The 25,332-nt window shown below is 67.5% G+C and carries 29 protein-coding genes; 13 read left to right on the forward strand and 16 right to left on the reverse strand.

Annotation, left to right across the window (positions count from 1 at the left end; all coding sequences use genetic code 11):
• Positions 1-12: 12 nt before the first annotated feature.
• The gene (locus tag ASE95_RS01870) at positions 13-558 is read right to left on the reverse strand and encodes a peroxiredoxin (protein WP_056630667.1); all 546 of its coding nucleotides are present in this window, start codon (positions 556-558) and stop codon (positions 13-15) included.
• Positions 559-706: 148 nt separating this feature from the next.
• On the opposite strand from ASE95_RS01870, the gene ASE95_RS01875 reads away from it, so the two are divergent.
• On the forward strand, positions 707-1,609 hold the full coding sequence (locus ASE95_RS01875) for a hydrogen peroxide-inducible genes activator (protein ID WP_056630671.1): 903 nt from the start codon (positions 707-709) through the stop codon (positions 1,607-1,609).
• A gap of 104 nt (positions 1,610-1,713) precedes the next feature.
• The gene (locus ASE95_RS01880) at positions 1,714-2,385 is read left to right on the forward strand and encodes an energy transducer TonB (protein WP_156347843.1); all 672 of its coding nucleotides are present in this window, start codon (positions 1,714-1,716) and stop codon (positions 2,383-2,385) included.
• Between the two features lie 40 nt (positions 2,386-2,425).
• On the opposite strand, the gene ASE95_RS01885 is transcribed toward ASE95_RS01880, so the two are convergent.
• From ASE95_RS01885 to pgsA, 3 genes are read right to left on the reverse strand one after another with little or no spacing between them, the layout of a single operon-like run.
• The gene (locus tag ASE95_RS01885; RefSeq protein ID WP_056630675.1) at positions 2,426-2,857 is read right to left on the reverse strand and encodes a molybdenum cofactor biosynthesis protein MoaE; all 432 of its coding nucleotides are present in this window, start codon (positions 2,855-2,857) and stop codon (positions 2,426-2,428) included.
• Positions 2,854-3,111 carry a molybdopterin converting factor subunit 1 gene (gene moaD / locus ASE95_RS01890; protein ID WP_082449443.1) on the reverse strand — a complete coding sequence of 86 codons (258 nt, stop codon included), beginning with the start codon at positions 3,109-3,111 and terminating at the stop codon, positions 2,854-2,856. Before moaD ends, ASE95_RS01885 begins: the two co-directional genes overlap by 4 nt.
• Before the next feature lie 22 nt (positions 3,112-3,133).
• Positions 3,134-3,700, reverse strand: a complete 567-nt coding sequence (gene pgsA, locus ASE95_RS01895) for a CDP-diacylglycerol--glycerol-3-phosphate 3-phosphatidyltransferase (protein ID WP_056630678.1) — start codon at positions 3,698-3,700, stop codon at positions 3,134-3,136.
• Positions 3,701-3,829: 129 nt separating this feature from the next.
• Between pgsA and ASE95_RS01900 the strand changes: the two genes are divergently transcribed.
• On the forward strand, positions 3,830-5,125 hold the full coding sequence (locus tag ASE95_RS01900) for an MFS transporter (protein ID WP_056630681.1): 1,296 nt from the start codon (positions 3,830-3,832) through the stop codon (positions 5,123-5,125).
• Between the two features lie 3 nt (positions 5,126-5,128).
• Here the strand turns inward: ASE95_RS01900 and ASE95_RS17915 are convergent, their stop codons facing one another.
• A complete protein-coding gene (locus ASE95_RS17915; protein WP_162234649.1) occupies positions 5,129-5,293 on the reverse strand; it encodes a hypothetical protein in 165 nt (54 codons plus the stop codon).
• 98 nt (positions 5,294-5,391) lie between these two features.
• On the opposite strand from ASE95_RS17915, the gene ASE95_RS01910 reads away from it, so the two are divergent.
• Both ASE95_RS01910 and ASE95_RS01915 read left to right on the forward strand, forming a co-directional pair.
• A complete protein-coding gene (locus tag ASE95_RS01910; RefSeq protein ID WP_056632956.1) occupies positions 5,392-5,916 on the forward strand; it encodes a gamma carbonic anhydrase family protein in 525 nt (174 codons plus the stop codon).
• Between the two features lie 103 nt (positions 5,917-6,019).
• The gene (locus tag ASE95_RS01915; RefSeq protein WP_056630686.1) at positions 6,020-6,973 is read left to right on the forward strand and encodes an NAD(P)H-dependent flavin oxidoreductase; all 954 of its coding nucleotides are present in this window, start codon (positions 6,020-6,022) and stop codon (positions 6,971-6,973) included.
• A 241-nt stretch (positions 6,974-7,214) separates the two neighbouring features.
• Here the strand turns inward: ASE95_RS01915 and ASE95_RS01920 are convergent, their stop codons facing one another.
• Together ASE95_RS01920 and ASE95_RS01925 are read right to left on the reverse strand one after the other, a co-directional pair.
• Positions 7,215-7,676 carry a DUF1465 family protein gene (locus ASE95_RS01920; RefSeq protein WP_056630689.1) on the reverse strand — a complete coding sequence of 154 codons (462 nt, stop codon included), beginning with the start codon at positions 7,674-7,676 and terminating at the stop codon, positions 7,215-7,217.
• A 102-nt stretch (positions 7,677-7,778) separates the two neighbouring features.
• Positions 7,779-7,988 carry a DUF465 domain-containing protein gene (locus tag ASE95_RS01925; protein ID WP_056630695.1) on the reverse strand — a complete coding sequence of 70 codons (210 nt, stop codon included), beginning with the start codon at positions 7,986-7,988 and terminating at the stop codon, positions 7,779-7,781.
• 179 nt (positions 7,989-8,167) lie between these two features.
• Between ASE95_RS01925 and ASE95_RS17175 the strand changes: the two genes are divergently transcribed.
• On the forward strand, positions 8,168-8,326 hold the full coding sequence (locus ASE95_RS17175) for a YdcH family protein (RefSeq protein ID WP_082449445.1): 159 nt from the start codon (positions 8,168-8,170) through the stop codon (positions 8,324-8,326).
• A gap of 47 nt (positions 8,327-8,373) precedes the next feature.
• Here the strand turns inward: ASE95_RS17175 and ASE95_RS01930 are convergent, their stop codons facing one another.
• The 3 genes from ASE95_RS01930 to ASE95_RS01940 are packed head-to-tail and all read right to left on the reverse strand — an operon-like array spanning position 8,374 to position 9,800.
• The gene (locus tag ASE95_RS01930; protein WP_056630697.1) at positions 8,374-8,808 is read right to left on the reverse strand and encodes a hypothetical protein; all 435 of its coding nucleotides are present in this window, start codon (positions 8,806-8,808) and stop codon (positions 8,374-8,376) included.
• Entirely contained in the window at positions 8,805-9,518 is a 714-nt protein-coding gene (locus ASE95_RS01935) for a prepilin peptidase (RefSeq protein ID WP_235528125.1), read from the reverse strand. Before ASE95_RS01935 ends, ASE95_RS01930 begins: the two co-directional genes overlap by 4 nt.
• Before the next feature lie 33 nt (positions 9,519-9,551).
• Positions 9,552-9,800, reverse strand: a complete 249-nt coding sequence (locus ASE95_RS01940) for a hypothetical protein (protein WP_022686768.1) — start codon at positions 9,798-9,800, stop codon at positions 9,552-9,554.
• Positions 9,801-9,879: 79 nt separating this feature from the next.
• On the opposite strand from ASE95_RS01940, the gene ASE95_RS01945 reads away from it, so the two are divergent.
• Positions 9,880-11,067: a thiolase family protein gene (locus ASE95_RS01945; protein ID WP_056630702.1), complete on the forward strand. Its 1,188-nt coding sequence runs from the start codon at positions 9,880-9,882 to the stop codon at positions 11,065-11,067.
• A 323-nt stretch (positions 11,068-11,390) separates the two neighbouring features.
• The gene (locus tag ASE95_RS01950; protein ID WP_200918717.1) at positions 11,391-13,025 is read left to right on the forward strand and encodes a Na+/H+ antiporter; all 1,635 of its coding nucleotides are present in this window, start codon (positions 11,391-11,393) and stop codon (positions 13,023-13,025) included.
• A gap of 321 nt (positions 13,026-13,346) precedes the next feature.
• On the opposite strand, the gene ASE95_RS01955 is transcribed toward ASE95_RS01950, so the two are convergent.
• Genes ASE95_RS01955 through ASE95_RS01975 form a run of 5 tightly spaced genes read right to left on the reverse strand, consistent with a single transcriptional unit; the run spans position 13,347 to position 17,799 of the window.
• Positions 13,347-13,709: an L-rhamnose mutarotase gene (locus tag ASE95_RS01955; RefSeq protein WP_056630705.1), complete on the reverse strand. Its 363-nt coding sequence runs from the start codon at positions 13,707-13,709 to the stop codon at positions 13,347-13,349.
• Positions 13,706-14,551 (reverse strand): fumarylacetoacetate hydrolase family protein, encoded by an 846-nt coding sequence (locus ASE95_RS01960; RefSeq protein WP_056630708.1) that lies wholly within the window; start codon positions 14,549-14,551, stop codon positions 13,706-13,708. The genes ASE95_RS01955 and ASE95_RS01960 overlap by 4 nt, the downstream gene beginning before the upstream one ends.
• A 10-nt stretch (positions 14,552-14,561) precedes the next feature.
• Entirely contained in the window at positions 14,562-15,293 is a 732-nt protein-coding gene (locus tag ASE95_RS01965) for an SDR family oxidoreductase (RefSeq protein WP_056630711.1), read from the reverse strand.
• Positions 15,293-16,498, reverse strand: a complete 1,206-nt coding sequence (locus ASE95_RS01970; RefSeq protein ID WP_056630715.1) for a UxaA family hydrolase — start codon at positions 16,496-16,498, stop codon at positions 15,293-15,295. Before ASE95_RS01970 ends, ASE95_RS01965 begins: the two co-directional genes overlap by 1 nt.
• On the reverse strand, positions 16,495-17,799 hold the full coding sequence (locus ASE95_RS01975; protein ID WP_235528126.1) for an aldo/keto reductase: 1,305 nt from the start codon (positions 17,797-17,799) through the stop codon (positions 16,495-16,497). Before ASE95_RS01975 ends, ASE95_RS01970 begins: the two co-directional genes overlap by 4 nt.
• A 157-nt stretch (positions 17,800-17,956) precedes the next feature.
• Here ASE95_RS01975 and ASE95_RS01980 point away from each other — a divergent pair, with 157 nt between their 5' ends.
• Positions 17,957-18,712, forward strand: a complete 756-nt coding sequence (locus ASE95_RS01980; RefSeq protein ID WP_056630719.1) for an IclR family transcriptional regulator — start codon at positions 17,957-17,959, stop codon at positions 18,710-18,712.
• Positions 18,713-18,743: 31 nt separating this feature from the next.
• On the opposite strand, the gene ASE95_RS01985 is transcribed toward ASE95_RS01980, so the two are convergent.
• The gene (locus ASE95_RS01985) at positions 18,744-20,057 is read right to left on the reverse strand and encodes a sugar porter family MFS transporter (protein ID WP_056630724.1); all 1,314 of its coding nucleotides are present in this window, start codon (positions 20,055-20,057) and stop codon (positions 18,744-18,746) included.
• Between the two features lie 153 nt (positions 20,058-20,210).
• On the opposite strand from ASE95_RS01985, the gene ASE95_RS01990 reads away from it, so the two are divergent.
• From ASE95_RS01990 to ASE95_RS02005, 4 genes are all read left to right on the forward strand, one after another.
• A complete protein-coding gene (locus tag ASE95_RS01990) occupies positions 20,211-23,474 on the forward strand; it encodes a glycoside hydrolase family 2 TIM barrel-domain containing protein (RefSeq protein ID WP_056630729.1) in 3,264 nt (1,087 codons plus the stop codon).
• A 59-nt stretch (positions 23,475-23,533) separates the two neighbouring features.
• Positions 23,534-24,028: a YbaN family protein gene (locus ASE95_RS01995; RefSeq protein WP_443025403.1), complete on the forward strand. Its 495-nt coding sequence runs from the start codon at positions 23,534-23,536 to the stop codon at positions 24,026-24,028.
• Positions 24,013-24,357: an HNH endonuclease gene (locus tag ASE95_RS02000; RefSeq protein WP_156347844.1), complete on the forward strand. Its 345-nt coding sequence runs from the start codon at positions 24,013-24,015 to the stop codon at positions 24,355-24,357. The genes ASE95_RS01995 and ASE95_RS02000 overlap by 16 nt, the downstream gene beginning before the upstream one ends.
• 226 nt (positions 24,358-24,583) lie before the next feature.
• On the forward strand, positions 24,584-25,180 hold the full coding sequence (locus ASE95_RS02005; RefSeq protein ID WP_056630736.1) for a hypothetical protein: 597 nt from the start codon (positions 24,584-24,586) through the stop codon (positions 25,178-25,180).
• Positions 25,181-25,332: the final 152 nt, after the last annotated feature.

Genomic DNA, 25,332 nt, shown 5'->3' on the forward strand with positions numbered 1-25,332 from the left:
CCCGCGTCTGGATCAGGCCGCGACCTGCAGGACGTCGTCGCCCTTGTTCCAGTTGCACGGACACAGCTCGTCGGTCTGCAGCGCGTCGAGGACACGCAGCGTCTCGGCCGGGTTACGCCCGACGTTCAGCCCGTTGACCTGCACCGCCTGGATGACGTTGTCGGGATCGACGATGAACGTGGCGCGAAATGCGACATGCTCGTTCTTGTCGACGATGCCCAGCGCGTCGGCCAGCTTGCGCCCGTTGTCCGCCAGCCACGGGAAGTCCGCAGCCGCCAGGTCCGGGTCCGACTTGCGCCACGCCAGATGGACGTGCGCGGTGTCGGTCGACGCGCCGATCAGCACGGCGTCGCGGTCTTCGAAATCGCCCTTGATCTGGCTATAGCCGACGATCTCGGTCGGACACACGAAGGTGAAATCCTTCGGCCAGTAGAACAGCACCTTCCACTTGCCGGGATAGGCGGTGGTCAGGTCCAGCGTCTCGCCATTGGGCAGCGCGCCGGTGCCCTGCTGCACGGGAACGGTCAGGACGGGGAAGGTATCGCCGATGGTCAGCATAATCTGGCTCCTGTCAAAATGGGAGTTCCAGCCATCCTCTCTGCCGGGGCCGCGTCTCGCACAGCCTCTCGTTGCATGACGGATATAGGGGCTTCGCGTGATCGAGCCAATCATCTATTCTTACATCCGTGATCGCCGGAGACGATGAATGGCCGCCACCTATCTGCCGACGTTGAAACAGCTGCAATATCTCGTCGCGCTCAAGGAACATGGCCATTTCGGCCGCGCGGCGGAGGCGTGTTTCGTCACCCAGTCGACGCTGTCGGCGGGGCTGCGGGAGCTTGAGACGCTGATCGGCGTGATCCTGGTCGAACGGACGCGACGCGTCGTGCGCTTCACGCCGCTGGGCGAACAGATCGCGGCCAAGGCGCGGATCGTGCTGCGCGAGGCGGAGGAGCTGGGCGACCTCGCCCGCGCCGCCGGCCGGCCGCTGTCGGGTGAGATGCGGATGAGCGTCATTCCCACGATTGCGCCGTTCCTGTTGCCGCGCATCCTGCCCCGGCTACGGCGCGACTATCCCGATCTGAAGCTGTTCCTGCGCGAGGAACCCAGTGGTCCCGCGTGCGAGGCGCTGCACAACGGCCGGACCGATTGCGTGCTGCTGGCGCTCCCCTATGCCTGCGGCGAGGTGACGGTGCTCAAGCTGTTTGACGACCGTCTCTTCCTCGCTTTTCCCGAGGGGGAGATGCCCGGCGGCACCGCCGCGATCCAGCCCGCCGACATCGACGAGACGCGGCTGCTGCTGCTCGAGGACGGGCATTGCCTGAAGGAACATGCGCTGGCCGCCTGCAACCGCGCCGAATTGCGGGCGGAGGCGACGATGCTCGGCACGTCGCTGCATACGATGGTGCAGATGGTCGACAACGGTCTGGGCGTCACGATGCTGCCCAAGATCGCCCTTGATGCCGGCATCCTCGACCATACCAACGTCATCGCACGGCCCCTCGACGCCGCTTCTCCCGTGCGCACGCTGGCGCTGGTCTGGCGTCGCGCGTCGCCACGCGAACGCGACTTCCAGTTGCTCGGTGAGGTGCTGACGGCCGCCGCCTGATCGCGATTGACGCGGGATCGTTACGGGCGCAGCTTCTTTACCCGGAGCTCGCCATCGGCTCGCATCGTGCCCGCCACGGCGCCTCCGGTCGGGAGGTGCGTCTCATGACTTATGCGGCTCATACGGACAATTCACGGCGTCTCGGCACGATCGCCGGCGTCGCCGCGATCCACGGCCTGCTCGGCTACGTCTTCATCAGCGGCATGGCGGCCAGCTTCATGGAGAAGGTCACCGATCCGTTCACCGTCAGGAACATCCCGATCGAGACGCCGCCGCCCCTGTCCGTTCCCAAGCCACCGACCCTCGACAAGGTGCTGCCGCAACAGCCCACGGTTGCGCCGCCGACTCCCATCGTCATGCCGACCATGCCGACCGATGTCGGTAGTCCCGTCGTCGTCGTGCCACTGCCGCCGCTGACCGGCACGTTCGGCCCCGGCACGGTCACCGTCGATCCGCCCGTCTTGCCCAGGGCTGCCAGCCAGGCGGCCGGCGTCGCCGCACGTGGCAATCGCAACGACTGGATCAGCACCGACGATTATCCACCCTCCGCCCTCCGCGCCGGGGAACAGGGCGTCGTCGGCATCGCGCTGCGCATCGCGGCCGATGGCCGGATCGATTCGTGCACGGTTACCGAATCCAGCGGCCATGCCACGCTCGATCAGGCAACCTGCCGCCTCTATCAGCGCCGCGCGCGTTTCACCCCGGCGCGCGACGACGGCGGCACGCCGATCATCGGCACGTTCAACGACCGCGTCCGCTGGCAATTGCCGATGTAGGCCGGACGGGGCGGTACGGAACCGCCCCACCGCCCCCCCCTCAACTCCAGCGCGCCGCCGCATCGTCGTCGGCGGCGCGCGCCTCCACCCACCGGGTCTCGCCATCGATCGTCTCGCGTTTCCAGAACGGCGCATCGGTCTTCAACCGGTCGATCAGGAACGCGCACGCCGTCAGCGCGGCGGTGCGGTGCGCGGAACAGGTACCGACGAATACGATTCGTTCGCCCGGCACCATCGGCCCGATGCGGTGGACGATCGTCGCCGCCGTCAGCGACCAGCGCGCCGAGGCCTCCTCCGCCAGCCGCATCAGCGCTGCTTCGGTCGCGCCGGGATAATGCTCTAGTTCCAGCGTCGCGACCCCGTCGTCGGCGCGCACCAGGCCGGTGAACGTCGCCACCGCGCCGCCCTGCTCCAGCGTTATCAGCTCGGCCGGGACATCGATCGGTGCCCGCGAGACGTGGACGCGGATCATCCGCCCGTCACCGGCGGGAAGATCGCGACCTCACGCGCGCCCGCGATCGGCGCATCCATCGCCACGAACGCCTGATCGACCGCGGCGCGCAACCGTGCCGGATCGGCGAAGGCAGCGGCATGTCCGTCGCTGCGCCCCGTCAACCACGCGACCAGATCCGCGATCGTGACGATCCCGACCGGCGGCGTCACGTCCTCCTCGCCCACGCCGATCCGCTCGCGCACCCACGCGAAATACACCAGCTTCATCCGCATCCTCCGATGGCGACGGCGTCGCTCAATCCATGTGCCGCAAGCCGACGCGCAGGTAATCCCATCCCGTCACGATCGTCAGCGCCGCCGCGCCCCACAGGCTCGCCAGCCCGGCCACCTTGATCCACGCCTCGCCCGGCAACGCGCCGGACAGGATCAGCGCACCCAGCGACACCAGTTGCAACGTCGTCTTCCACTTCGCCAGTCGCGACACCGGCAACGAGACCTGCAACCCGGCCAGGAATTCGCGCAGCCCGCTGACCGCGATCTCGCGCAGCAGGATGACCAGCGCGGCGATGATATGCACTCCGGTGATCGCCGCGACGTCGTCGTGGCGGGTGCCGACCAGCATCAGGATCACCGCCGCCACCATGATCTTGTCGGCGATCGGGTCCAGAAAAACGCCCAGCTTCGATACGGTGCCCTGCGCGCGCGCCAGGTAACCGTCGAAATAATCGGTGATCCCCATCAGGCAGTACAGCGCGAAGGCGATGCCGAAGCCGAACCGCCAGCTTGGCCACCACAGGAAACCGACCAGCAGCGGCAGCGCGACGATCCGCGACAGCGTCAGGATGTTGGGCAATGACATCATGATCCGCGAAGTGGACCCGCCCGCGTGGCGACGCAAGCGCCGGACGCGCTAAAAACGTCGTTGGAACGCGGGCGGGCAGCCGCTATGCCCCCGCGAAGTACCAACTATCCGGGGGCGTGGTCCCGCGTCATGATAAATGCCCTCGGGCTTCTCAAACGACGGCACTTCATGCCGCTGTTCACCACGCAATTCCTTGGCGCTTTCAACGACAATCTTTTCAAGACCTCGATGGTGCTGTTCGCCACCTACGAGATCTTCGCCGACGAAACGCAGGAAAGCTTCTTCAACGCGCTCAGTGCCGCGCTCTTCATCCTGCCGTTCTTCATCCTGTCAGCCCTGTCGGGGCAGCTGGCCGATTCGTCGGACAAGGCGCGGATCATCCGCATCGTGAAGACGGTGGAGATCGCGATCATGGCGGTCGGCGGTGCCGGGCTGATGCTGGCGCGCACCGGCGCGGTCACGCTGCCACTGGTGCTGATGCTCGCCGCGGTGACCGGGCTTGGTGTCCACTCGACGTTCTTCGGTCCGATCAAATATGCGATCCTGCCGCAGCATCTCGACGAGGAAGACGTGCTGGGCGGCACCGGGCTGGTGGAGGCGGGCACGTATCTCGCCATCCTGCTCGGCACGATCGTCGCGGGCTTCGTCTATCGCTCGCCGCTTCTGGTCGTGCTGCTGACGTTCGGCGCGGCGTTGCTCGGCTTGCTCACCGCCCGCGCGGTGCCGCCTGCGCCACGGCTCGGGCCGAAGCTGACGCTCGATTACAACCCGGTACGCGCGTCGTGGCGGCTGATCGCGGGCACCATGCACATCCCGCGGCTTTTCCTGGCAATCTGCGCGATCAGCTTCTTCTGGACGATCGGCTCGGTGCTGATCATCGCCTTCCCGCCGCTGGTGAAGAACGTGCTGACCGCCGATGCCAGCGTCGCCAGTCTGGTGCTGGCGGTCTTCTCGATCGGCGTCGCGATCGGCTCGGTGGTCATCAACCTGATGCTGCGCGGGCAGATTTCGGCGCGCTTCTCGCCTGCCTCGGTGATCGCGATGGGGGTGGCGGTGCTCGCCTTCTGGTGGGTGGTCGGGCTATGGATTCCCGCGCCGCCGGGCCATCTGTTCGACATGCTCGAATTCATGCGCCAGCCGCATGCCGTGCCGGTGCTGCTCGCGCTGCTCGGGGTCGCGATCTTCGGCGGCATGTTCGTGGTACCGCTCTACGCGTTCCTGACCACCACGGTCACCAAGGACCACACCGCCCGTACCGTGGCGGCCAACAATGTCGTCAACGCCGGCGCGATGACCTTCGGTTCGATCGCGGTGGCCGGGATCACGGCGCTCGGCGTCACGCCGTCACAGTTGTTGCTGGTGGTCGTGGGGATGTGCGGCATATCCGCGCTGCTCGCACAGCGCCTTCACCACGCCTGCGACTGATCGTCAGAAGATCATCGTCGAAAAGCTGACGAAAAACGCCGCGAAGCTCAGCAGGAACAAGCGCACGTCGTTATCGCCACTCCGCGCACCGTCGTCGATGACCGGCGACGGCGGCGGCGGCAGCGTACGGCGGAAAGGGTGCCCGGCACCCTCGTTCGTCAGGACCAATCGTCGTTGCATCATTGCTACTTAACGTATCGTTTACGATTTCGGCCACTTGCGTCGGTCCGCGCCCATGTATCATGACGGGACATCAGGAGACCGCGATGCCGCTCTACGCCTTCAAGGGGCAGCGCCCCACCCGTCATCCCACCGCATGGGTCGCGCCCAGCGCCGACGTGATCGGCGACGTGGTGCTCGAAGAGGGCGTGGGCGTGTGGTTCGGTGCGGTGATCCGCGGCGACAACACCACGATCCCGATCGGCGCGCGCAGCAACATACAGGAAGGCGCGATGCTTCATTCCGATCCCGGCGCACCGTTGTCGGTGGGTCGGGATTGCACGATCGGCCACCATGCGGTGCTGCACGGCTGCACGATCGGGAACCGCGTACTCATCGGCATGGGGGCAATCATCCTCAACCGCGCGGTGATCGCCGATGACTGCATCGTCGGCGCGGGTGCGTTGGTGACGGAGGGCAAGACCTTTCCGCCGCGCTCGCTGATCGTCGGCAGCCCGGCGCGCGTCGTCCGCGAGCTGGACGATGCGGCGATCGCCGCGCTGAAGTTGTCGGCGGCGCACTACGTGGAAAACGCCCGCGCCGCTGCGCAGGGTCTCGAACGGGTCGAGTAACCGCTCCCTCGACCCGCGCACCTCGGAAAAACGACGGAACGATGCCCGGGGTGACGTGGCGTCAACCTTGCAACGCCTTCCGGGAACGACCTAACCTGCGATCATGTCGATCCCCCCGCTCCTGTCGCGTCTGCGGCTGCCCGTCATCGGTTCGCCGCTGTTCATCATCTCCAACCCGGATCTGGTGATCGCGCAGTGCAAGGCGGGCATCGTCGGCGCGTTCCCGGCGCTCAACGCGCGGCCTGCGGCGCTGCTCGACGAATGGCTGCACCGCATCACCGAAGAGCTGGCCGCGCACGATCGCGCCCACCCCGACGCACCCGCCGCGCCTTATGCGGTCAACCAGATTGTCCACAAATCGAACGACCGGCTGGAGGCCGATCTCGCCACCTGCGCCAGATGGAAGGTGCCGATCACCATCACCTCGCTCGGCGCGCGCGAGGAATTGAACCAGGCCGTCCATGGCTGGGGCGGCATCACCCTCCACGACGTGATCGACGATCGATTCGCACGCAAGGCGATCGACAAGGGGGCGGACGGGCTGATCGCGGTGGCGGCCGGGGCGGGCGGCCACGCCGGGCGGCTGTCGCCGTTCGCGCTGGTACAGGAAATCCGCCAGTGGTTCGACGGCCCGCTCGCCCTGTCCGGCGCGATCGCCAGCGGCGGGGCGGTGCTGGCCGCGCAGGCGATGGGCGCCGACTTCGCCTATGTCGGCTCGGCGTTCATCGCCACCGAGGAGGCTCATGCTGACGCCGGCTACAAGCAGGCGATCGTCGACGGCCGCGCCGCGGATATCGTCTATTCGGACCTGTTCACCGGGGTCCACGGCAATTACCTGCGTGCCTCGATCGTCGCGGCGGGGCTCGACCCCGACAATCTGCCGCAGGGCGATCTCAAGACGATGAGCTTCGCATCGGGCGGCGCGGCCAAGGCGTGGCGGGATATCTGGGGCTCCGGCCAGGGCATCGGCGCGATCGACAAGGTTCTTGCCACGGCCGCGCTGGTCGAGCGGATGGCGGAGGAATATCGCACCGCGCGCGCGCGCCTGATCGGCTGATCCGCGTATCACTCCGTTCGACGAAGGCGCGGGACGGTATGACCGTGGCGAAGGCGGACTGGTAGCGCTTGGCACCGTCCGAACTTGGGGCCGGTCGATATTCCGCCGGCTCTCCTCCCACGGGCGTCATTGCTTCGCCACGCCCGCCATGAGCTGTATAAAACGAATCTGCGGGAGCGCGGCTTGCCCGAACAGTTGCCGCGCAGTCGGCATCCGTGAAGCGTTGAACGTCGATCCGCCGCTAGAACGCCATCGACAGCCGGTCGAGCATCGATCGGGCCGGGCTCGCCACCGGCCGCTCGCCGGCATGCGCCGCGTCCAGCAACGCGACACGCCGGTGCAGGTCGATGCTGCTCGCGATGACGCCGCGCGCCTGCAACGGGAATCGCTCCAGTACATGATCCTCGGTCGCCGGTGCCGCGCCAAGCCGCCGCGCCGGGTCCAGTGCACGCGACGACGGCAGTTCGCCCGCCGCGACGGCACGCTGCGTCAGCAGCCACGCGATCACGTGCATCAGCCGCGTCGTCACCTTCAGCGATTCACAGCTGAACGCGACCCGCTCCATCGGGGCCAGCGCCTCGCGCTCCGCACGCCCGCCCTCGTCGAAATAATGACGCGCTTCGTCCGCCAGCACCATCGCTTCCGTATAAAAGGAATCGATGAGCCGTCGTTGCAATCGCGGGTCATGGACGTGGTCGGCCATGGGGTCCGTTTGCCACGGTGTGCAGCCGCGCCCAAGCGCGTTCATCACGTTTATGGCCGCTATGGTCGCTGAACTGTCCCGTTATGCGCCGCCTGCGGCAAATCAGGCGATGATATCCGGAATCATGTCGTCTTCGAGCGCCGCGATCTCGTCGCGCAGCCGCAGCTTGCGCTTCTTCAGTCGCATCAGCTGCAACTGGTCCGATCCCCCGCCGTCCGCCAGCGCCGCGATCGCCGCGTCCAGGTCGCGATGTTCGATGCGCAGCACGCCCAGCCGCGCCGTCGCTTCCGCATCATCGCCAACGTCGTTCATCGCGTACGCCCCAAGTCCCGAGTCGCGCCTGCATAGCGCAGCATGCCGCGCCGCGCTGGCCCTTTTCGCGGTCCATCGCAGCACAGCGGCGCATGGACGATACCGGGCAAAAGTCGCGGGACATATCGAGCGTTTCGTGGTTTTCTACCTACCCCTCTCAACCAAGAAGGAGACTGCCCATGCAGACCGCGCACATCTCGGCCCTTGAGGCCAAGCATGCGACGCTCGACCAGCGGATCGCCGCCGAGGCGCAACGTCCCGTGCCCGATACGATCGTGATCGCGGAGCTGAAGAAGCAGAAACTGCGCTTGAAGGAGGAAATTTCCTCCTCGCATTGAGTGGAGCAGGCCGGCGCCCGGCGGACCCGCTTCCGCCGGGCGCCTCTTCAGCCCGCGCAACCGACCAGCCCGGCCAGCGGCACCACCACCGTATCACGCCCCTCGCGGTCCAGCCGCAGCGTGGCGCTCGGCACCGCCGCACCGGCGGTCAGATTCTGCCGCATCTCGATCGTCATCTGCACCGTCGCGACCATGTCGCCCGTGCGATAGACGGTTTCGGCGTTCAGCCCCAGCATCGCGCTGCCCGTCGCGCCGGTGCGCGGCAGGTCGATCGGCCGTCCCTCGATCGTCAGCCGCAACGTCGCCGGATCGGCGGTCGCCATTGCCGCCAAAGTCCGCGTCGCTCCCGTCGAGAACAGATACGCCGCGCACCCCCGCGCCGGCAGCGCTTGCTGCGGCAACGCGCCGATCGGCAGGCCGTCGATCGTGGCGGCGGCGGAAGCAGCGGCCTGCGCCAGCGCGAGCAGATACGCGAACATCATGCCGCCGCCGTTATCATGAGCAGCCACGCCGGGTAAGCCGCGATCGCCAGCAACGTGCCCAGCGGCAGCGCATCGTCGGCAGCCAGCCCGCGCCCGCGCAGCCGCTCGAACGCCACCCATCCCAGCCCGATCAGCCCGGCGACCAGCAGCACCGCCGGCAACATTCGCCACCCCAGCGCCAGCCCGATCGCACCAAACAGCTTGGGGTCTCCCCCGCCCAGTCCCTCGCGCCCGCGCCACCGCCGGTATCCCGCAGCCACCAGCCACAGCAATACGAACCCGCCCGCCGCACCGATCAGGCGCTCGATCGGATCGGGCGGCGCCACCCATGCCCCGGCCAGCGCCACCAGCGCCAACGCGGCGACCAACGGGTCGGGCAACCAGAAATCGCGCGCATCCATCACCGCCAGCAACAGCAACAGCCATCCGAAGGCGGCCCCGGCCAGCGCCGCCGGCCCCGGCGCGACGATCGCCGCGGCGATGCCCACGCCCGCGCATCCCGCCTCGATCATCGGGTGCAGCCTGTCGATCCGCGCGCCGCACGCGGTGCACCGCCCGCGCGCCGCGATCCAGCTGACCAACGGCACCAGTTCATGTGCGCGCAGCCCCCGCCCGCATCCGTCGCAGGCCGATCGCCCGCGCAGCACCGATCGTCCCTGCGGCCAGCGTACCGCGATCGTCGCCAGGAAGCTGCCGATGATGGCGCCCATGATCGCTAACGCCGCCACCCACATCGATCGTTCTCAGTCGCGTTTCCGAATCAGATAGCGATACACGCCGAAGCCGTTGATGCCGAGCAAGACGCCGTTCTGCACGCCCAGCGGCTCGTCGCCGGTCAGCCACGCGCCGGTGATCCACGCGATAGAGGATGTGACGAAAATCGCCATGCCCCACCCGGTCACCCGGCGGCCATTGTCCAGCGACACCATGAACGCAGCGGCGATCCCGCTGATCGCGGCATACCATTTCAGTGCTTCGTCAATGCTTTGCATAAAGCCGCGCGTAGCGGTTTGCGCATGGGGGGACGAGTGCCTAGATGGCGATCAAGATCAAGAGAGGAACCGCGGAACCATGGCCACCGATCCCATCGTCATCCTGTCCTACGCACGCACCCCGATGGGGTCGATGCAGGGCAGTCTCGCCGCGCTGTCGGCCGCCGAACTGGGCGCGGTCGCGGTAAAGGGCGCGGTGGAGCGTGCGGGCGTCGACGCCGCCGCGATCGAGCGAATCTATATGGGCAACGTCCTGTCGGCTGGCGTCGGTCAGGCACCGGCGCGCCAGGCGGCGATCCGCGCCGGGCTTGGCGAACACGTCGAGGCGACGACCCTCAACAAGGTCTGCGGTTCGGGGATGCAGGCGGCGATCCTCGGGGCCGAGGCGCTGGGCGCCGGCTCGATCGACCTGCTGGTCGCAGGCGGCATGGAGAGCATGACGAACGCGCCGTATCTGTCCAAGGCGCATCGCGGCGGCGCGCGCTTCGGCCATGATCGCCTGTTCGATCACATGGCGCTCGACGGTCTGGAGGACGCCTATACGCCGGGCACCGCGATGGGCGTCTACGCCGACGAAACGGCGCAGGAATATCAATTCACCCGCGAGGCGCAGGACAGGTTCGCCATTGCCTCGCTCACCCGCGCACAGGCCGCGCAGAAATCGGGCGCGTTCGACCGCGAGATCGTCAGTGTCGAGGTGACCGGACGCAAGGGCACCACCACCGTCTCCACCGACGAGCAGCCGGGCAAGAGCGATCCGGCCAAGATCCCGACGTTGCGCCCCGCCTTCACCAAGGACGGCACGGTCACCGCCGCCAACGCCTCGTCGATCTCGGACGGTGCCGCCGCGCTGGTGCTCACCCGCCTGTCGGTCGCCGAGCGGCTGGGCCTCACCCCCGTCGCGCGGATCGTCAGCCACGCCGCGCACGCCCATGCCCCGGCGCGCTTCACGACCGCGCCGGTCCCGGCGATGCGCAAGGCGCTCGAAAAGGCCGGCTGGTCGATTGGCGACGTCGATCTGTGGGAAGTGAACGAGGCGTTCGCCTGCGTCGCGATGGTCGCCATGCAGGAACTGGCGCTCGATCATGAGAAGCTGAACATCAACGGCGGTGCCTGCGCGCTCGGCCACCCGATCGGCGCATCGGGCGCACGCATCCTCGCCACCCTGCTCGGCGGCCTGCAGACCACCGGCCAGAAGCGCGGCATGGCCTCGCTGTGCATCGGCGGCGGCGAAGGGGTCGCCATGGCCGTCGAACTGATGGACTGACTTGCCGGCGACCCGCTCCTTACCGGATGCGGGTCGCCGCTTTCCCGTCATTGCGAGCGTAGCGCAGCAATCCGGGGCATCCTGATCCGGCTCTGGATCGCGTCGCCAGGCTCGCGATGACGGACGGTTTGGGAGGCTGAGCGTTCTGGGACGGGACGCTCGTGACGCGCTGAACACCGCGCCAGCGATGCGCTCCCGGCCGCTACCCGCCGCCCTCGACCCGCATCACCCGCGTCGCCGACATATATCGTCGGCAGCGGTTGCGCCGTCCGCCACTTCCGGCAATCCCCTCATCCATTCCGTCACGAAGGAGGTGAAGCGCGTTGGAAGTGGTATCGATCGTCCTGCTGTTGTTGTTCGCGGTGGTCGTCAGCGGCGCGATCGCGCGCATCCTGCCCGTCAATGTCCCTGCCCCGCTGGTCCAGATCGCGTTCGGCGCGGTGATCGGCATGGTGGCCGACCTGCGCGTCACGCTCGTGCCCGAACTTTTCCTGCTCGTCTTCCTGCCGCCGCTGCTGTTCATCGACGGCTGGCGCATCCCGAAAGATGAGTTGCTCAAGGACGTGCCGGTCGTCGTCGAACTGGCACTCGGCCTCGTCCTGACCACCGTCGTCGGTATCGGCTTCTTCATCGACTGGCTGATCCCGGCCATGCCGCTGGCGGTATCGTTCGCGCTGGCCGCCGTCGTTTCGCCGACCGATCCGATCGCCGTGTCCGCCATCGCGGCGCGCGTCCCGATCCCGCGACGCATGATGCACATCCTGGAGGGGGAGGCGCTGCTCAACGATGCATCCGGTCTGGTGTGCCTGCGTTTCGCGATCGCCGCGGCGTTGACCGGAACCTTTTCGCTGGCGCAGGCGGCGGGCAACTTCGTGTGGCTGGCGGCGGCCGGCATCGCGATCGGCGTCGCGACGACGCTGGCGATCACCCGCGCCAAGGCGTGGGTATCGCGCCGTTTCGGTGAGGACATCGGCTCGCAGGTACTGGTCAGCCTGCTGATCCCGTTCATCGCGTATATCGGTGCCGAACATGTCCACGCCTCCGGCATCCTCGCGGTCGTCGCGGCGGGGGTGACGATGACCTTTGCGGAAATGTCGCGACAGGCGCTGCCCGCCACACGAATGCGGCGCAATTCGGTGTGGGACACGATCCAGTTTGCGCTGAACGGCATCATCTTCGTGCTGCTTGGCGAACAGCTTCCGGTGATCCTCTCCGGTGCACGCGAAACGGTGAAGCTGACCAGCCACGAAAACCCGTGGTGGCTGGCGCTGTATGTGCTGGCGATCGTCGCGGTGCTGGCGGGGCTGCGCTTCATCTGGGTGTGGCTGTCGTTCCGCCTGTCGGTGATGCGGCGTGGCACGGCGCCGGGGCCGTACAGCCCCGATTGGCGCGTGTTCGCCGCCATGTCGCTGGCGGGCGTGCGCGGGGTTATCACGCTGGCCGGCGTCCTGACGCTGCCGCTCGCCATGGCCGACGGCTCGCCATTTCCCGCACGCGATCTGGCGATCGCGCTAGCGGCCGGCGTCATCATCGTCTCGCTGGTCGCCGCCAGCATCGGGCTGCCGCTACTGCTGCGCGGCCTTGCCATGCCCGCCGAACCCTCCCGTCAGGAGGAGGAGAACCGCGCGCGCGTCGCCGCGGCGGAGGCGGCGCTCCGCGCGATCGACAAGGTCCAGCGCGAGCTGACCGAAAACGAGCGCGACGGCGACATCCACGCCGAGGCGGCGGAGCGGATCGCCGACCTTTATCGGGAGCGTATCCGCGTGCGTGTCGACGGCGGCTCCTCGCTCCGCGCCGTTCGGCAGGGCGAGCGTATCGATCGTGCTCTACGGCTGGCCGGGATCCGCGCCGAACGCGAAGCGGTGTTCCGCCTGCTCCGCGCGCGCCAGATCGGCAGCGAGACCGGACGCAAGCTGACGCGCGAACTCGACATGCTGGAGGGCCGGCTGCGCACATGACGCCGGGCTGACGTCGCGGGAAGGCCAGCCGGGGTCGCCGTCGCGGGTGCGAAGCCGCCGGTCAGCCTCTCGGCTCACACCGGACGCTATCGGGATCGGCTCCGACGGCGGGCGGCAAACAGGAGCCGATATCTGAACGACGCGCACTGACGCCCTTCACGTCACCCCGGACTTGATCCGGGGTGACGCTGCCGAGGCGGGCGGCAAACGAGAGAACCGCGGATCAAGCCGAACCCGCCAACTGCCAGAACCGTCCATCGTCCGCCCCACCCGTGGATCGTCATCGCGAACGCCACGCGACGCGCGCGATGACGAACGCCGCTACGGCTGCTCGTCCAGCGAGAAGAGCCGCGCCGCTTCGGTCCACTTCGCGCCCGGCGTCGCCCAGGGCAGCGGCCGCTGCACCGCGTCCATCTGCGTCTCCCACGCCTGCACTGCCGGATCGGCGGTGTCGGCCGCCGCCTTCGCCGCGGCATCGAACGACGCATCGGTGTCCATCACCATCACCAGCCGGCCGCCGCTGCGGTAGATGTCCATCGCGGTGATCCCCGCCGCGCGGATGCTGGCGACGATCTCCGCCGGCACCGCACCTGCGGCATGCCACGCTTCATACGCCGCGATCGCCGCCGGCTCGTCGGCGATGTCGATCAGCAGGACGTGGCGGTTCGCCCCACTCCGCGTCATCCCTCGTATGCTACGACGCTCTGCCGCTGCCGGCCCAGCCCTTCGATGCCCAGTTCCATCATGTCGCCGGCCTTCAGGAACACCGGCGGCTTCTGCCCCATGCCGACGCCGGGCGGCGTGCCGGTCGAGATGACGTCACCGGGTTGCAGCGACATGAACTGGCTGACGTAGCTGACCAGAAACGCCGGCTTGTAGACCATCGTCGCGGTCGATCCGTCCTGATAGCGGTGGCCGTTGACCTCCAGCCACATGTTCAGCGCGGTCGGATCGGCAATCTCGTCACGGGTGACCAGCCAGGGTCCGGTCGGGCCGAACGTGTCGCACCCCTTGCCCTTGTCCCACGTCCCCTGTCGTTCGAGCTGGAAAGCGCGTTCCGACACGTCGTTGATGACGCAATAGCCCGCGATATGCTTCAGCGCGTCGGCCTCATCGACGTAACGGGCGGCGGTGCCGATCACGATCCCCAGCTCGACTTCCCAATCGGTCTTCGTCGATCCGCGAGGGATTTCAACGTTGTCGTTCGGCCCGACGATTGCGCTGGTCGCCTTGGTGAAGATCACCGGCTCGGTCGGCACCGTCGCGCCGGTCTCGGCGGCATGGTCGGAGTAATTCAACCCGATGCACAGGAACTTGCCGATCGCGCCGACGCACGGTCCGAACCGTTCGCCCTCGACCAGCGGCAGCGTCGTCGGATCGATCGCGGCCAGCTTCGCCAGCTCCGCATCGCCCAGCACCGCGCCCGCGATGTCGGCGACATGCGCCGACAGGTCGCGCACCTTGCCGTCGGCGTCGATCATCCCGGGCTTCTCGGCGCCCGATGCTCCGTAACGTACCAGTTTCATGTGGATTTCCTCAGTTTACCCAGCCGCCGTCGATGACGTGCACCGCGCCGGTCGTGAACGCCGCTTCTTCGCTGGCCAGATAGGTCGCCAACGCAGCGACCTCCTCGGCCCGTCCCAGCCGCCCCATCGGCTGCCGCGCCACGAACGCGGCCTGCGCCGCTTCGTAATCGCCGGTGTCGCGCAGTCGCTGCTGCAACGACGGCGTATCGACCGTGCCGGGGCAGATCGCGTTGCAGCGGATGCCTTGTCCGACAAAATCCGCCGCCACCGACTTGGTGATCCCGATTACCCCCGCCTTGGTCGCGGTATAGGCGAACCGATTGGGGATGCCCTTCACCGAACTGGCGATCGACGACATGTTGACGATCGCGCCGCCGCCCGCCGCCAGCATTCCCGGCAGCACCGCACGGATCGTGCGCGTCATCCCGGTCATGTTGATTGCGATCGCCTGCGCCCATTCCTCGTCGGTGCAATCGAGGATCGTGCCTGCATGGACGACGCCCGCAATGTTCGCCAGCACGTCGATGCGTCCGACTTCGCTAACAAGATCAGCGACTTGCGTGGCATTCGTAACATCCAGCACGCGATGTTCGCATCCGGCAAGGCCGACAAGCGCGCCCGCGTCGATGTCCGTCGCGATCACCCGCGCGCCTTCGGCGGCATAGCGTTCGGCCGCCGCCCGCCCGATCCCGCGCGCCGCCGCAGTGACCAGCGCCACCTTGCCCTTCAACCTGCCGTCCATCAATTGCTCCGTGCTGCGACCGGAAGGCAGGCCGGCCCGACCGGGTCGAACGCCTTGTAGGTCAGGATGAATTCGCGATGTCCCAGCTCCTCGGACACGCTGCGCGCGCCGCTTGCGACCGCCAGCACCGCGTCGACGATCTCTTCGCCGACCTCGTCCAGCGTCGCCGCGCCCTCAAGGATGCGGCCCGCGTTGATGTCCATGTCCGCCGCCAGCCGTCGCGCGGTTTCCGGGTTCGCGCAGATCTTGATGACCGGCGCGATCGCCGAGCCGACGACCGAGCCGCGGCCGGTGGTGAACAACGTCAGGTGACAGCCGCATGCGATCATCTCGACGATTTCGGCATTGTCGGAAATGTTGGGGAAGCCGAACCGCGGCTCGCCGTCGGGCACCACGTCCAGCAGGTACAGCCCGCCCGCCGGCGGAACGTCGCCGGGCTTGATGATCCCGCTGATCGGCGACGATCCTGACTTGGAATATGCCCCCATCGATTTCTCTTCCTGCGTCGTCAGCCCGCCCTCGGCATTGCCGGGCGCGAAGCTGCCGAAGCCCATCACCGTGTAATATTCCTCGGCCTTGCGGACGCAGGCGACGATCTCGTCCCCCAATTCGGGGGTCAGCGCACGATCGGCCATGATCCCTTCGCAGCCGACCAGTTCGCCGGTCTCCTCGAAAATGCACGTCGCGCCCTCGGCCACCAGCCGGTCGAATGCGCGCCCGACGGCGGGGTTTGCGGTGATGCCGCTGGTCCCGTCCGACCCGCCGCAGATCGTACCGACGATCAGTTCGTCGACCCGCATGTCGACCCGCTCGACATCGGCGATCCGCGCCTGCACGCGCGCCACCGCCGCCAGCCCGGCATCGATCGTCGCCTTAGTGCCGCCCGCCTGCTGGATCACCAGCAATTCGACCGCACGACCGCTGGCGGCGATGACTGCCTGCAATCGCTCGCGATCGAAACTTTCGCAGCCCAGCGACACGATCACCACGCCACCGACATTGGGGTGAGTCGTCACCGCCTCCATCACCTTGGCGGCATAGGCGTTGGGGTAACATCCGGGAAAGCCGATCAGGTGCACGTCCGGGTCGTCCGTCTTGTCGACGATCCGCCGCGCGACGTGATGCGCGCATTCGACGAGGTATGCGACCGCCACCGTGTTGCGGATGCCCTTGCGTCCGTCGGCGCGCTGGTACGCCCGGATCATGCGCGCTGCTCCGTCACCGTGCTGCGGGTGTGGCTGGCGATATAGTCGCTCTTCATGTTGTGCATATGAACCCATTGCCCGGCGCCGGCAGCATCGGTCATCGAACCGATCGGCGCGCCGTATTTGATGACCTTGTCCCCCGCCCGCAGGGGCGTGCGCGCGATCTTGTGCCCCACCGTCACTCCCTCCCGTGCGGGGATCGTCCCGCCGGACACCGGCAACAGGTCGCCCGCCGCGATCGGCGCGACGCAGATCATGACGTTGTCGTCGGGGTGCAGCAGGATCAGCTGCTGTTGCGCTCGGCCACGCAGAGCGGGCCACAAGGCGTCGGGCACCGGCGTTTCGATCCGCTCGCGCAGGTCCGCCACCTCGCTCGCATCGCCCAGCCCGGCCAGCACGCACGCCACCGCCGGATGCCGCAACGGGAACTGGATCGCGGCGGCGGGCAGCGACACGCCGTGCGTCGCGCAGGTCGCCGCCAGCGTCCGTGTCCGCGCCACCAGCTCGTCGGAAGGTGCGGCATAATCGTAACGCGCCGTCGCCGGGTCGGCGTCCGCCGGGTCGCGCGCCAGGATGCCGCTATTATACGCTCCACCAATGATGACGCGCACGCCCTGCGCATGGCAACGATCGAGCAGCGCCGCCGCGCTCCGGTCCAGCAACGTATAGCGTCCGGCGAGCAGGATCACGTCGAGCGGCACACGGTCAAGCAACTCGTCGCAGATCGCGACCTCGTTCACCCCGATGCCGATCGCGCCGACAACACCGGCCTCGCGCAGCGCCACCATCGCTGCATAGCCACCGTCCAGAAAGTCGCGCAGTTGCCGCGCGTGGTCGTCGCCATGCGTCACCGCACCGAGGTCGTGCGCCAGCAATACGTCGACCCGCTCGCGACGCAGCCGTGCCAGGCTGGCGTCGAACGAACGCCGCACGCCGTCCGCGCCATAATCGAACGTCGGCTCGAACGGGTCGGCATCGACGAAGCCGTGGCGCGTGCCGCGCGCCGCGGTTGGCGTCAGCAGCCGTCCGACCTTGGTCGACACCACGCACGACCCCGCAGGATCGTGCCGCGCCAGTGCCGCGCCCAGCCGCCGCTCCGCCAGCCCGAAGCCATAATGCGGCGCGGTGTCGAAATACCGCAGGCCGGCCGCGATCGCCGCCGCCACCGTCTCTTCGGCAGTGGTATCGCGGATCGCGCGGTAAAGATTGCCGATTGCCGCCGTGCCCATGCCGAACCGGGGCAGTTCCCCGCTGGCGAAGCCGGCGGTCGTCGATGCGTCGGAACGCGACGGCTCGATCATGTACGCTTCATCCTCAACCGACACGCTGCCTCATCCCTGTTCAGGCGGACAACGTAGCCCGGCAGAGGCTCGATTAAAATGTGAAATTGCATTTCACCTGCGCGAAAATGGTCTTGCTGGCGTCCGATGGTGCGTGCGGCTAAAGGCTCCAACGATCATGAACAGCACGTCCCGCTACCAGGCGCCTGCCCTCAAGAAGGGTTTGGAAATCCTCGAATTGCTCGCCGGGTCCGAACGGGCGTTGTCGATGTCCGACATATCGGGGGCGCTCGGTCGATCGGTCGGTGAGATCTTCCGGATGCTGCAGGTGCTGGAGGAGAACCGCTACATCGCGCGCGACGAAGAAGGCTATCGGTTGACCAATCGCCTGTTCGCGCTGGGCATGGGCCGTCCGCCGATCCGCGACCTGACCGTCACTTCCTTGCCGATCATGCAGGATCTGGCCCGCGCCACCGGGCAAAGCTGTCACCTGGCCGTTCCATCAGGCGCGGAAATGGTCGTGATCGCCGGGGTGGAGGCGCCCGGCCTGTCGGGCTTCGCGGTGCGCGTCGGCTACCGCCGTCCGCTGCATCGTTCGGCATCGGGGCGGGTGTTGCTCGCTTTCCAGCCCCCGGCGGTGCGCGCGGCGATGCTGGCCGAGATCAGCGCGGCCGGCGACGATCCGGAGATCGAGGCGCTGTCGCCGCGGCTGGACGCGCTGCTGGCGGACGGCGACAGCATCACGCCCAGCCCGGTGCTGGACGGCATCACCGATCTCTCCGCGCCGATCCTGGAACACGACGCCGCCCGCGCTGCCCTGACCGTGCCGTTCGTCGCCGGACGCGCGGCCCGCGCGACGCTGGACGACAGCCGCGCGCTGCTGCGCGGCGCGGTGCGCGCGATCGGCGAACAGCTGCAACCCACGCTCGACTGACCCGCCGGGCGCGGGCCGCCTGAACGTGGGATCAGGTGCCGGCGCCGATCGCCTCCAGCGACCGCCGCTTGGTTTCGGGAAAGAACAACAGCACCACGACGAACTGCACCGCCATCATGATCGCGAACACCACGAACGGCAGCCCGCGGGTGTGCGCCGCGACGATCGGGAACGCCATCGCGATCACCGCATCCATCGCCCAGTGCGTCGACGATCCCAGCGCCTGGCCGCGCGATCGCACATCGGTCGGGAATATCTCGCTGATATAGACCCAGATCACCGCGCCCTGGCTGAACGCGAAGAAGGCGATGAACGCGATCAGCAACGCCAGCAGATATTGCTGCCCCTGCCCGCTCAGGAACACCGCGGCGGTGCCGCCCAGCGCCAGCGTCAGCCCGACCGACCCGATCAGCAGCAGCGTTCGTCGCCCCAGCCGGTCGATGACCGCCAATGCCAGCGCGGTGAAGACGAAATTGCACAATCCGATCGTCACCGCCTGTCGGTCGGCGGACACCGCATCATACCCGGCTGCCGCGAAGATATCGTTCAGATAGTAAAGGATTGCGTTGATCCCGGAGAGCTGGTTGAACGCCGCGATCCCGAAGGCGAGCAGGATCGGCTTGCGATGCCGCGTCCACGACAGCCGCGGCGCGCTGCCCACCGCGACGGCGGCCGACGCGCGCGCATAACTGTCCAGTTCGTCACGCGGATCGGCGACACCCAGCCGCATCAACACCGCTTCCGCCTCCGCCTCGCGCCCCTTGGTCGCCAGCCAGCGCGGGCTGTCGGGGATCGCGAACATCAGCGCCAGCAGCACCAGGGCCGGCAGCGCGCTCACCCCAAGCTTGACCTGCCAGTCGCCGGCCCCGAGCGCGAAGCCGCCGACGATCGCGTTGCTGAGATAGGCGACCAGGATGCCGAGCACGATGTTCAGCTGAAAGGTGCCGACCATCAGCCCGCGTCGCTCGGCCGGTGCGATCTCGGCCAGGTACACCGGGGCCAACACCGACGATGCGCCCACCGCCAGCCCGGCCATGACCCGAAACGCGATCAGCGCGGGCCAATCCCACGCGATCAGGCACCCCAGCCCCGACACGCAATAGAGCAGCGCGATACCCTTCAGCGCGTTGCGCGCGCCGTATCGGTCTCCCGGAAATCCGGCGAGCAACGCGCCGGCCAACGTACCCCACAAAGCCGCCGACACGGTGATCCCGACGCCCCCGGCGTCCAGTCCGAAAGCGGCACGTATCCCCTCGGTCGTGCCCGCGATCACCGCGGTATCGAACCCGAACAGCAGGCCGGCAAGCCCGCCGACCAGCACGCCGCGCAGCAAGGTGGTATTCAAGGGCTCGATGCTCCGTCCGCTGGCCCGCACCCTGCGCAGACCTGATCGCGCGAACGGACCGGAAAGCGGCCCGCGCGTCAAGCCGCAGCGGCGCTTGGCAAAGCATCTCGGCGAAGTTAGTTGTCTTACAAAATAACATCGGGGAGGAATATCGTGCATCACGTCGGTCACCGCCGGACTGCCGCTGCCGCGGCGGCACTGCTCGCCAGCGTATCGTCGCATGCCGTCGCGCAGGAACAACGTCCTGGCCCGCCGGCCCCGCTACAGCCGCAGGTCGACGCCTCCCGCCCCGACTGGGAGAATCCCTCGGTCAACGACATTGGCCGGATGCCCGCGCACGCCACCGGCTTCCCGTTCGAGACGCGCGACAAGGCGCTGGCAGGACATCGTACGCAATCCGCGCGCTTCCTGTCGCTGAACGGGCAATGGCAGTTCAGCTTCTCGCCCGATGCCGACAAACTGCCCACCGGGTTCGAGCGTCCCGATTTCGACGCATCGCAGTGGAAGACGATCAAGGTTCCCGCCGACTGGCAGGCCGAGGGTTATGACCAGCCGCGCTACAACAACATCGCCTATCCGTTCCCCGCGAACCGCCCGCTGATCCCGCACGCGACCAACCCGGTCGGCTCGTACCGCCGCACGATCGATCTGCCCGCGGGGTGGCGCGGTCAGGATGTGGTGCTGCACATCGGCGCGGCCGGATCGGCCTATAAGGTGTGGGTCAACGGGCAGCAGGTCGGCTATGCCGAGGACAGCAAGCTGCCGTCCGAGTTCGACGTCACACGCTTCGTCAAACCGGGGGCCAATACCGTCGCGATCCAGGTGTTCCGCTGGTCGGACGGCAGCTATCTGGAGGATCAGGATTTCTGGCGCGTCTCGGGGATCGAGCGCGAGGTCTACCTAATGGCCGCGCCGGCCACGCGCCTTCGCGATTTCTTCGTCCACGCCGCGCTGGACGATACATATCGTGACGGCAAGCTGTCGATCGACATGAAGGTTGCCCCCGGCGCGGCGGTTTCTGCGCGCTACGTCCTGATGGACGGGAACCGGATCGTCACGCAGGGCCGCTCCGCGCTTGCCGCCTCGCAGGCCGAACGCACCGCGCAGCTCGCCGCTACCGTCGCAGGGGTCAAGCCGTGGAGCGCGGAAACTCCCAACCTCTACATGCTGCTGGTCGAACTCTACGACACGCGCGGCGCGATCATCCAGTCGACTTACCAGCGGATCGGCTTCCGCACCGTCGAAGTGAAGAACGGCCTGGTCAGCGTCAACGGCAAGCCGATCACGATCCGCGGCGTCAATCGCCACGAACACGATCCCGAAACCTTCCACGTCGTCAGCCGGGAGTCGATGGAACGCGACATCGTCCTGATGAAGCGCAACAACATCAACGCGCTGCGCACCTCGCATTACCCCAACGATCCATATCTCTACGAACTCGCCGATCGTTACGGCCTGTATGTGATGGACGAGGCGAATATCGAGAGCCACGCCTATATGGAGTTAGGGAACAACTTCCCCGAACAGCGCAGCGCGTATCAGCTCGGCTTCGATCCGGCGTGGAAGGCGGCGCATGTCGACCGCGTGCTCAACATGGTCGAACGGGACAAGAACCATCCGTCGGTGATCTTCTGGTCGCTCGGCAACGAGGCTGGCATCGGCGCGAACTTCGCCGCCGCGGGCACCGCCGCCAAGGCGCGCGATCCCGGCCGCCTCATCAGCTATCTCGGCTGGGGCACCTTCGAAGGCGTGCAACAGCATCGCCCCAACTGGTTCGCCGACATCTATGCACCGATGTACGATCCGGTCGCCAAGATGAAGGATTACGCGACCAACTGGAACTACAAGCAGCCGATGATCCAGTGCGAATATGCGCACATGATGGGCAATTCTGGCGGCAATCTCAAGGAATATTGGGACACGATCTATGCGCACCCTGACAAGCTGCAGGGTGGCTTCGCATGGGACTGGGTCGATCAGGCGATGTACCGCACCACCGCCGACGGTCGCCGCTATTGGGGCGACGGCGGCGAATACGGGCCGAACTCGGGCGGTGACATCGAGTTCGGCGATGGAATGCTCCAGGCCGATCGCACGCCCAATCCGCAACTGTATGAGGTACGCAAGGTTTATGCACCGGTCCAGTTCACCGGTTACGATGTGTCCACCGGACAGCTGACCGTTGCCAACCATCACGATTTTCTCGGTGCCGATGCCTATGATTATAGCTGGGAATTGCTGGAGAACGGCGCGCCGGTCGCGCGCGGTGCGCTCACCGCGCCAGCCGTCGCCGCGCATGGCACCGCGCGCGTCGTCCTGTCGCCGGACGGGTACACCCGCCGCCCCGACGCTGAATACTTCCTGACGGTCAGCTACCGCGCGAAGGCAAACGTCACTCCCGGCGTCGCAGCCGGCACGCTGGTCGGTTGGGAGCAGTTCGCGCTGAACGCCGCATCGCCACCCGCAACACCGGGCGCTGACGGTGCGGTCACCCTCAGCAGTCGCGGCGGCACCGTCCGCCTGACGGCGCACGAGGCCGAACTGGTGATCGATCGGAAAACCGGCCTGATCGAACGCTATGCCCAGGGTGGACGCCTGTTGCTGTCGGGCGGCGCGCCCAATTTCACCCGTGCGCTGACCGACAACGATCTCGGCGTCGGCAGCGAAAGGCGCAACGTGCCTTGGCAGCGTGCCAGCACCGAACGTGTCCTCGAAGGTGTCGACACACAGAAGCTGCCGGGTGGCGGCGCAGCGGTGACGGTGCGCTGGCGGACCGGCGGCAACGTCGCCCGCTTCTCCGCGCGCTACCAGATGGCGGCCGACGGCAGCGTCGCCGTTACCGCCGACTTCCAGCCGCTCGACACCACGCTTGGCGATCCGCTGCGCGTCGGCCTGTCCTACGTCACGCCGCGCGATTTCGGCACCGTTCAATGGTATGGCCGCGGTCCGCACGAAAGCTACAGCGATCGCAAGACCTCTGCGCCGATCGGCCTGTGGCGCGGAGAGATCGCCGGCCAGAACCACGATTACATGCGCCCGCAGGAAACCGGCAACAAGGTCGACGTGCGCTGGATGGAACTCGTCCGGGGCGCGGGCGGCGGACTACGCGTTGCGGGCGACCAGCCGTTGTCGATGAACGCGCTCGCCTTCCCCTATGCCGAACTGGACCGTCGCGCGCCGGGTACGCGCAAAAGCAGCGACATCGTCCCCGGCGCGAATGGCAGCCTGCTGGTCGATGCGGTGCAGTCCGGTGTCGGCGGCGATACGCAGTGGAGCGATTGGGGTCGCCCGCTGGAACAATATCGTATCAAGGTCGCACCGCTGCGCTACGCCTTCACGCTGTCGCCGGTGGCGAACGACGCTCACGGTGCCCGCGCCCGCCCGGCCAGCGCCACGGGGGAGAGTGACGGGGGATAACAGGCCGGCATGGCGGGGCACCATCCCGGCCACGCCACCGCGCCGCTAGAACGGCAAACGTGTTTGTTCTTGCACGGCACCCTGGCTTGATCAGAAGCGTTGTGAATGGCCAGCGGATGAAAGGACGGCGAACGATGCATCGGGCCGACCCATCAAGGCCGAACCGTCTGCGCGCCGCGTTGCGGTTCGGTTGGCTCGCGCTGGGTTTCCTGTGCGTGGCGCTCGGGATCATCGGGGCGCTGCTGCCGCTGATGCCGACCACCATCTTCCTGATCCTCGCCGCCGGCTGCTTCGCCCGCTCCTCGCCCCGGCTGGAGGGATGGCTGCTTGATCATCCCCGCTTCGGCCCCGGCCTGCGGGCGTGGCGGCGCGATCGAGCCATCTCGCGTCGCGCAAAGGGAATGGCATGCACGGGCATGGCGGTGGGGTATGCGATCTTCCTCATCACCGCCGCGCCGCATCTGCCTCTGGCGCTGATGGTGGCAGTGGCAATGGCCGCCTGCGCGCTGTTCGTCGTCACGCGGCCCACCGCTGGCGCATGGTCGGACGCGTAAGGCGCAAGGCGGGGCTGGCGCAGGCCGCCGCGCTCGCCGGGCACCGCGAAGCCGCTGCCGACGTTTGCGCGCTTTGCGGGCGTCCGCTCGGCGCCCGGACCGAATGGCATCACGTCGTGCCGCGTAGCGAAGGCGGGACGGAAACGGTGCCGCTGCACCCGATCTGCCACCGCGCGATCCATGCCGCCGCCGACAACGCGGCCCTCGCGCGTGCCGGAACGCTCGACGCGATCCGCGAAGATCCGGCGGTGGCGCGATTTCTGCGCTGGATCGCCGACAAGCCGGTCGACTTCCACGCGCCGACCCGCCGCACCCGCGGTCACTCGTAATAAGGCGGGATTGCGGCGCTTTCGCCGGAGTGTGGCGGCCATGCGGCGGCATATTCATAAAGGTGACAGGAAGCGTGGTTTTCGGGCAACAGTAAATTTGCTCCGTGCCGTTTCGATCGTTTTTCGGGCAACCAAGCACGCAAGGGGTGGTTAGAGCAGTCCCCGGCCCGGTCGCACCCATCGTGTTGCGATAAACCGGGCAACGAAACTGTACTTGAGGTTCTATATGCGTAAGCTCGTTCTTGCGGCCGTTGCCGCGTCCGCCGCGTTCGTCGCCACCCCGTCGCTGGCGCAGGATGCCATGACGACCGATTCCACGACCGCCACGGCGCCTGACGGCACCCGCGCGTTCGGTATCGAGCCGTATGTCGCGATCCGCGGCGGCTGGGAAGAGTTCCAGAGCGACAGCGTTCCGGGCGCGCCGCGTTCGAACAAGCTTAACGGTTCGCTGGTCGAGGGTCTGGCCGGCGTCAACCTGCCGCTGGGTCCGGTGTTCGTCGGTGCCGAGGGCAACGTCGCCAAGGGCGTGTCGGGCGACATCGACTGGCAGTACGGCGCCGCCGGCCGCTTCGGCTTCCGCGCCGGCGACAGCGGCCTGATCTACGGCAAGGTTGGCTATCAGTGGGTCAACTTCGACAAGCGCGTGAACACGGACCGCGACTTCCACGACATGACCTACGGCATCGGCTTTGAAGTCGGCCCGAAGGACATCGGTCTGGGCGGCATCACCAGCAACTCGGGCATCCGTCTGCGCGGCGAAGTGTCGTCGTTCGGCTGGACCAACAGCTTCCGTCCGACGCTGGGCATCGTCGCGCACTTCTGATGCGCTGACGAACAAAGATTCCGGTCGCCAAGGGAGCACCAGGCGACCGGCCGCACCAGTAGCGTTTCGTGCGGGTAGCAAAGGGCGTGGCCACAAGGCCGCGTCCTTTTCTTTTGCCGATCGGTGCAAGAAGCGCCTTCTGACCCGTCCCG

This window comes from Sphingomonas sp. Leaf231 (genome assembly GCF_001421995.1).
Taxonomy (GTDB): domain Bacteria; phylum Pseudomonadota; class Alphaproteobacteria; order Sphingomonadales; family Sphingomonadaceae; genus Sphingomonas.

Coding starts and splice junctions, on each gene's coding strand:
- ASE95_RS01910 (WP_056632956.1), top strand. CDS start 5,392: ATGCCGCTCTACGCCTTCAAGGGGCAGCGCCCCACCCGTCATCCCACC.
- ASE95_RS01955 (WP_056630705.1), bottom strand. CDS start 13,709: ATGACGCGGAGTGGGGCGAACCGCCACGTCCTGCTGATCGACATCGCC.
- ASE95_RS01930 (WP_056630697.1), bottom strand. CDS start 8,808: ATGATGTTCGCGTATCTGCTCGCGCTGGCGCAGGCCGCTGCTTCCGCC.
- ASE95_RS02005 (WP_056630736.1), top strand. CDS start 24,584: ATGCGTAAGCTCGTTCTTGCGGCCGTTGCCGCGTCCGCCGCGTTCGTC.
- ASE95_RS01880 (WP_156347843.1), top strand. CDS start 1,714: ATGACTTATGCGGCTCATACGGACAATTCACGGCGTCTCGGCACGATC.
- ASE95_RS01975 (WP_235528126.1), bottom strand. CDS start 17,799: ATGATCGAGCCGTCGCGTTCCGACGCATCGACGACCGCCGGCTTCGCC.
- ASE95_RS01920 (WP_056630689.1), bottom strand. CDS start 7,676: ATGGCCGACCACGTCCATGACCCGCGATTGCAACGACGGCTCATCGAT.
- ASE95_RS01945 (WP_056630702.1), top strand. CDS start 9,880: ATGGCCACCGATCCCATCGTCATCCTGTCCTACGCACGCACCCCGATG.
- ASE95_RS01980 (WP_056630719.1), top strand. CDS start 17,957: ATGAACAGCACGTCCCGCTACCAGGCGCCTGCCCTCAAGAAGGGTTTG.
- ASE95_RS01900 (WP_056630681.1), top strand. CDS start 3,830: ATGATAAATGCCCTCGGGCTTCTCAAACGACGGCACTTCATGCCGCTG.
- ASE95_RS01960 (WP_056630708.1), bottom strand. CDS start 14,551: ATGAAACTGGTACGTTACGGAGCATCGGGCGCCGAGAAGCCCGGGATG.
- ASE95_RS17175 (WP_082449445.1), top strand. CDS start 8,168: ATGCAGACCGCGCACATCTCGGCCCTTGAGGCCAAGCATGCGACGCTC.
- moaD (WP_082449443.1), bottom strand. CDS start 3,111: ATGCGGATGAAGCTGGTGTATTTCGCGTGGGTGCGCGAGCGGATCGGC.
- ASE95_RS01970 (WP_056630715.1), bottom strand. CDS start 16,498: ATGATCCGGGCGTACCAGCGCGCCGACGGACGCAAGGGCATCCGCAAC.
- ASE95_RS01875 (WP_056630671.1), top strand. CDS start 707: ATGGCCGCCACCTATCTGCCGACGTTGAAACAGCTGCAATATCTCGTC.
- ASE95_RS01925 (WP_056630695.1), bottom strand. CDS start 7,988: ATGAACGACGTTGGCGATGATGCGGAAGCGACGGCGCGGCTGGGCGTG.
- ASE95_RS01940 (WP_022686768.1), bottom strand. CDS start 9,800: ATGCAAAGCATTGACGAAGCACTGAAATGGTATGCCGCGATCAGCGGG.
- ASE95_RS01885 (WP_056630675.1), bottom strand. CDS start 2,857: ATGATCCGCGTCCACGTCTCGCGGGCACCGATCGATGTCCCGGCCGAG.
- ASE95_RS01935 (WP_235528125.1), bottom strand. CDS start 9,518: ATGGGCGCCATCATCGGCAGCTTCCTGGCGACGATCGCGGTACGCTGG.
- ASE95_RS01915 (WP_056630686.1), top strand. CDS start 6,020: ATGTCGATCCCCCCGCTCCTGTCGCGTCTGCGGCTGCCCGTCATCGGT.
- ASE95_RS01870 (WP_056630667.1), bottom strand. CDS start 558: ATGCTGACCATCGGCGATACCTTCCCCGTCCTGACCGTTCCCGTGCAG.
- ASE95_RS01965 (WP_056630711.1), bottom strand. CDS start 15,293: ATGGACGGCAGGTTGAAGGGCAAGGTGGCGCTGGTCACTGCGGCGGCG.
- pgsA (WP_056630678.1), bottom strand. CDS start 3,700: ATGATGTCATTGCCCAACATCCTGACGCTGTCGCGGATCGTCGCGCTG.
- ASE95_RS02000 (WP_156347844.1), top strand. CDS start 24,013: ATGGTCGGACGCGTAAGGCGCAAGGCGGGGCTGGCGCAGGCCGCCGCG.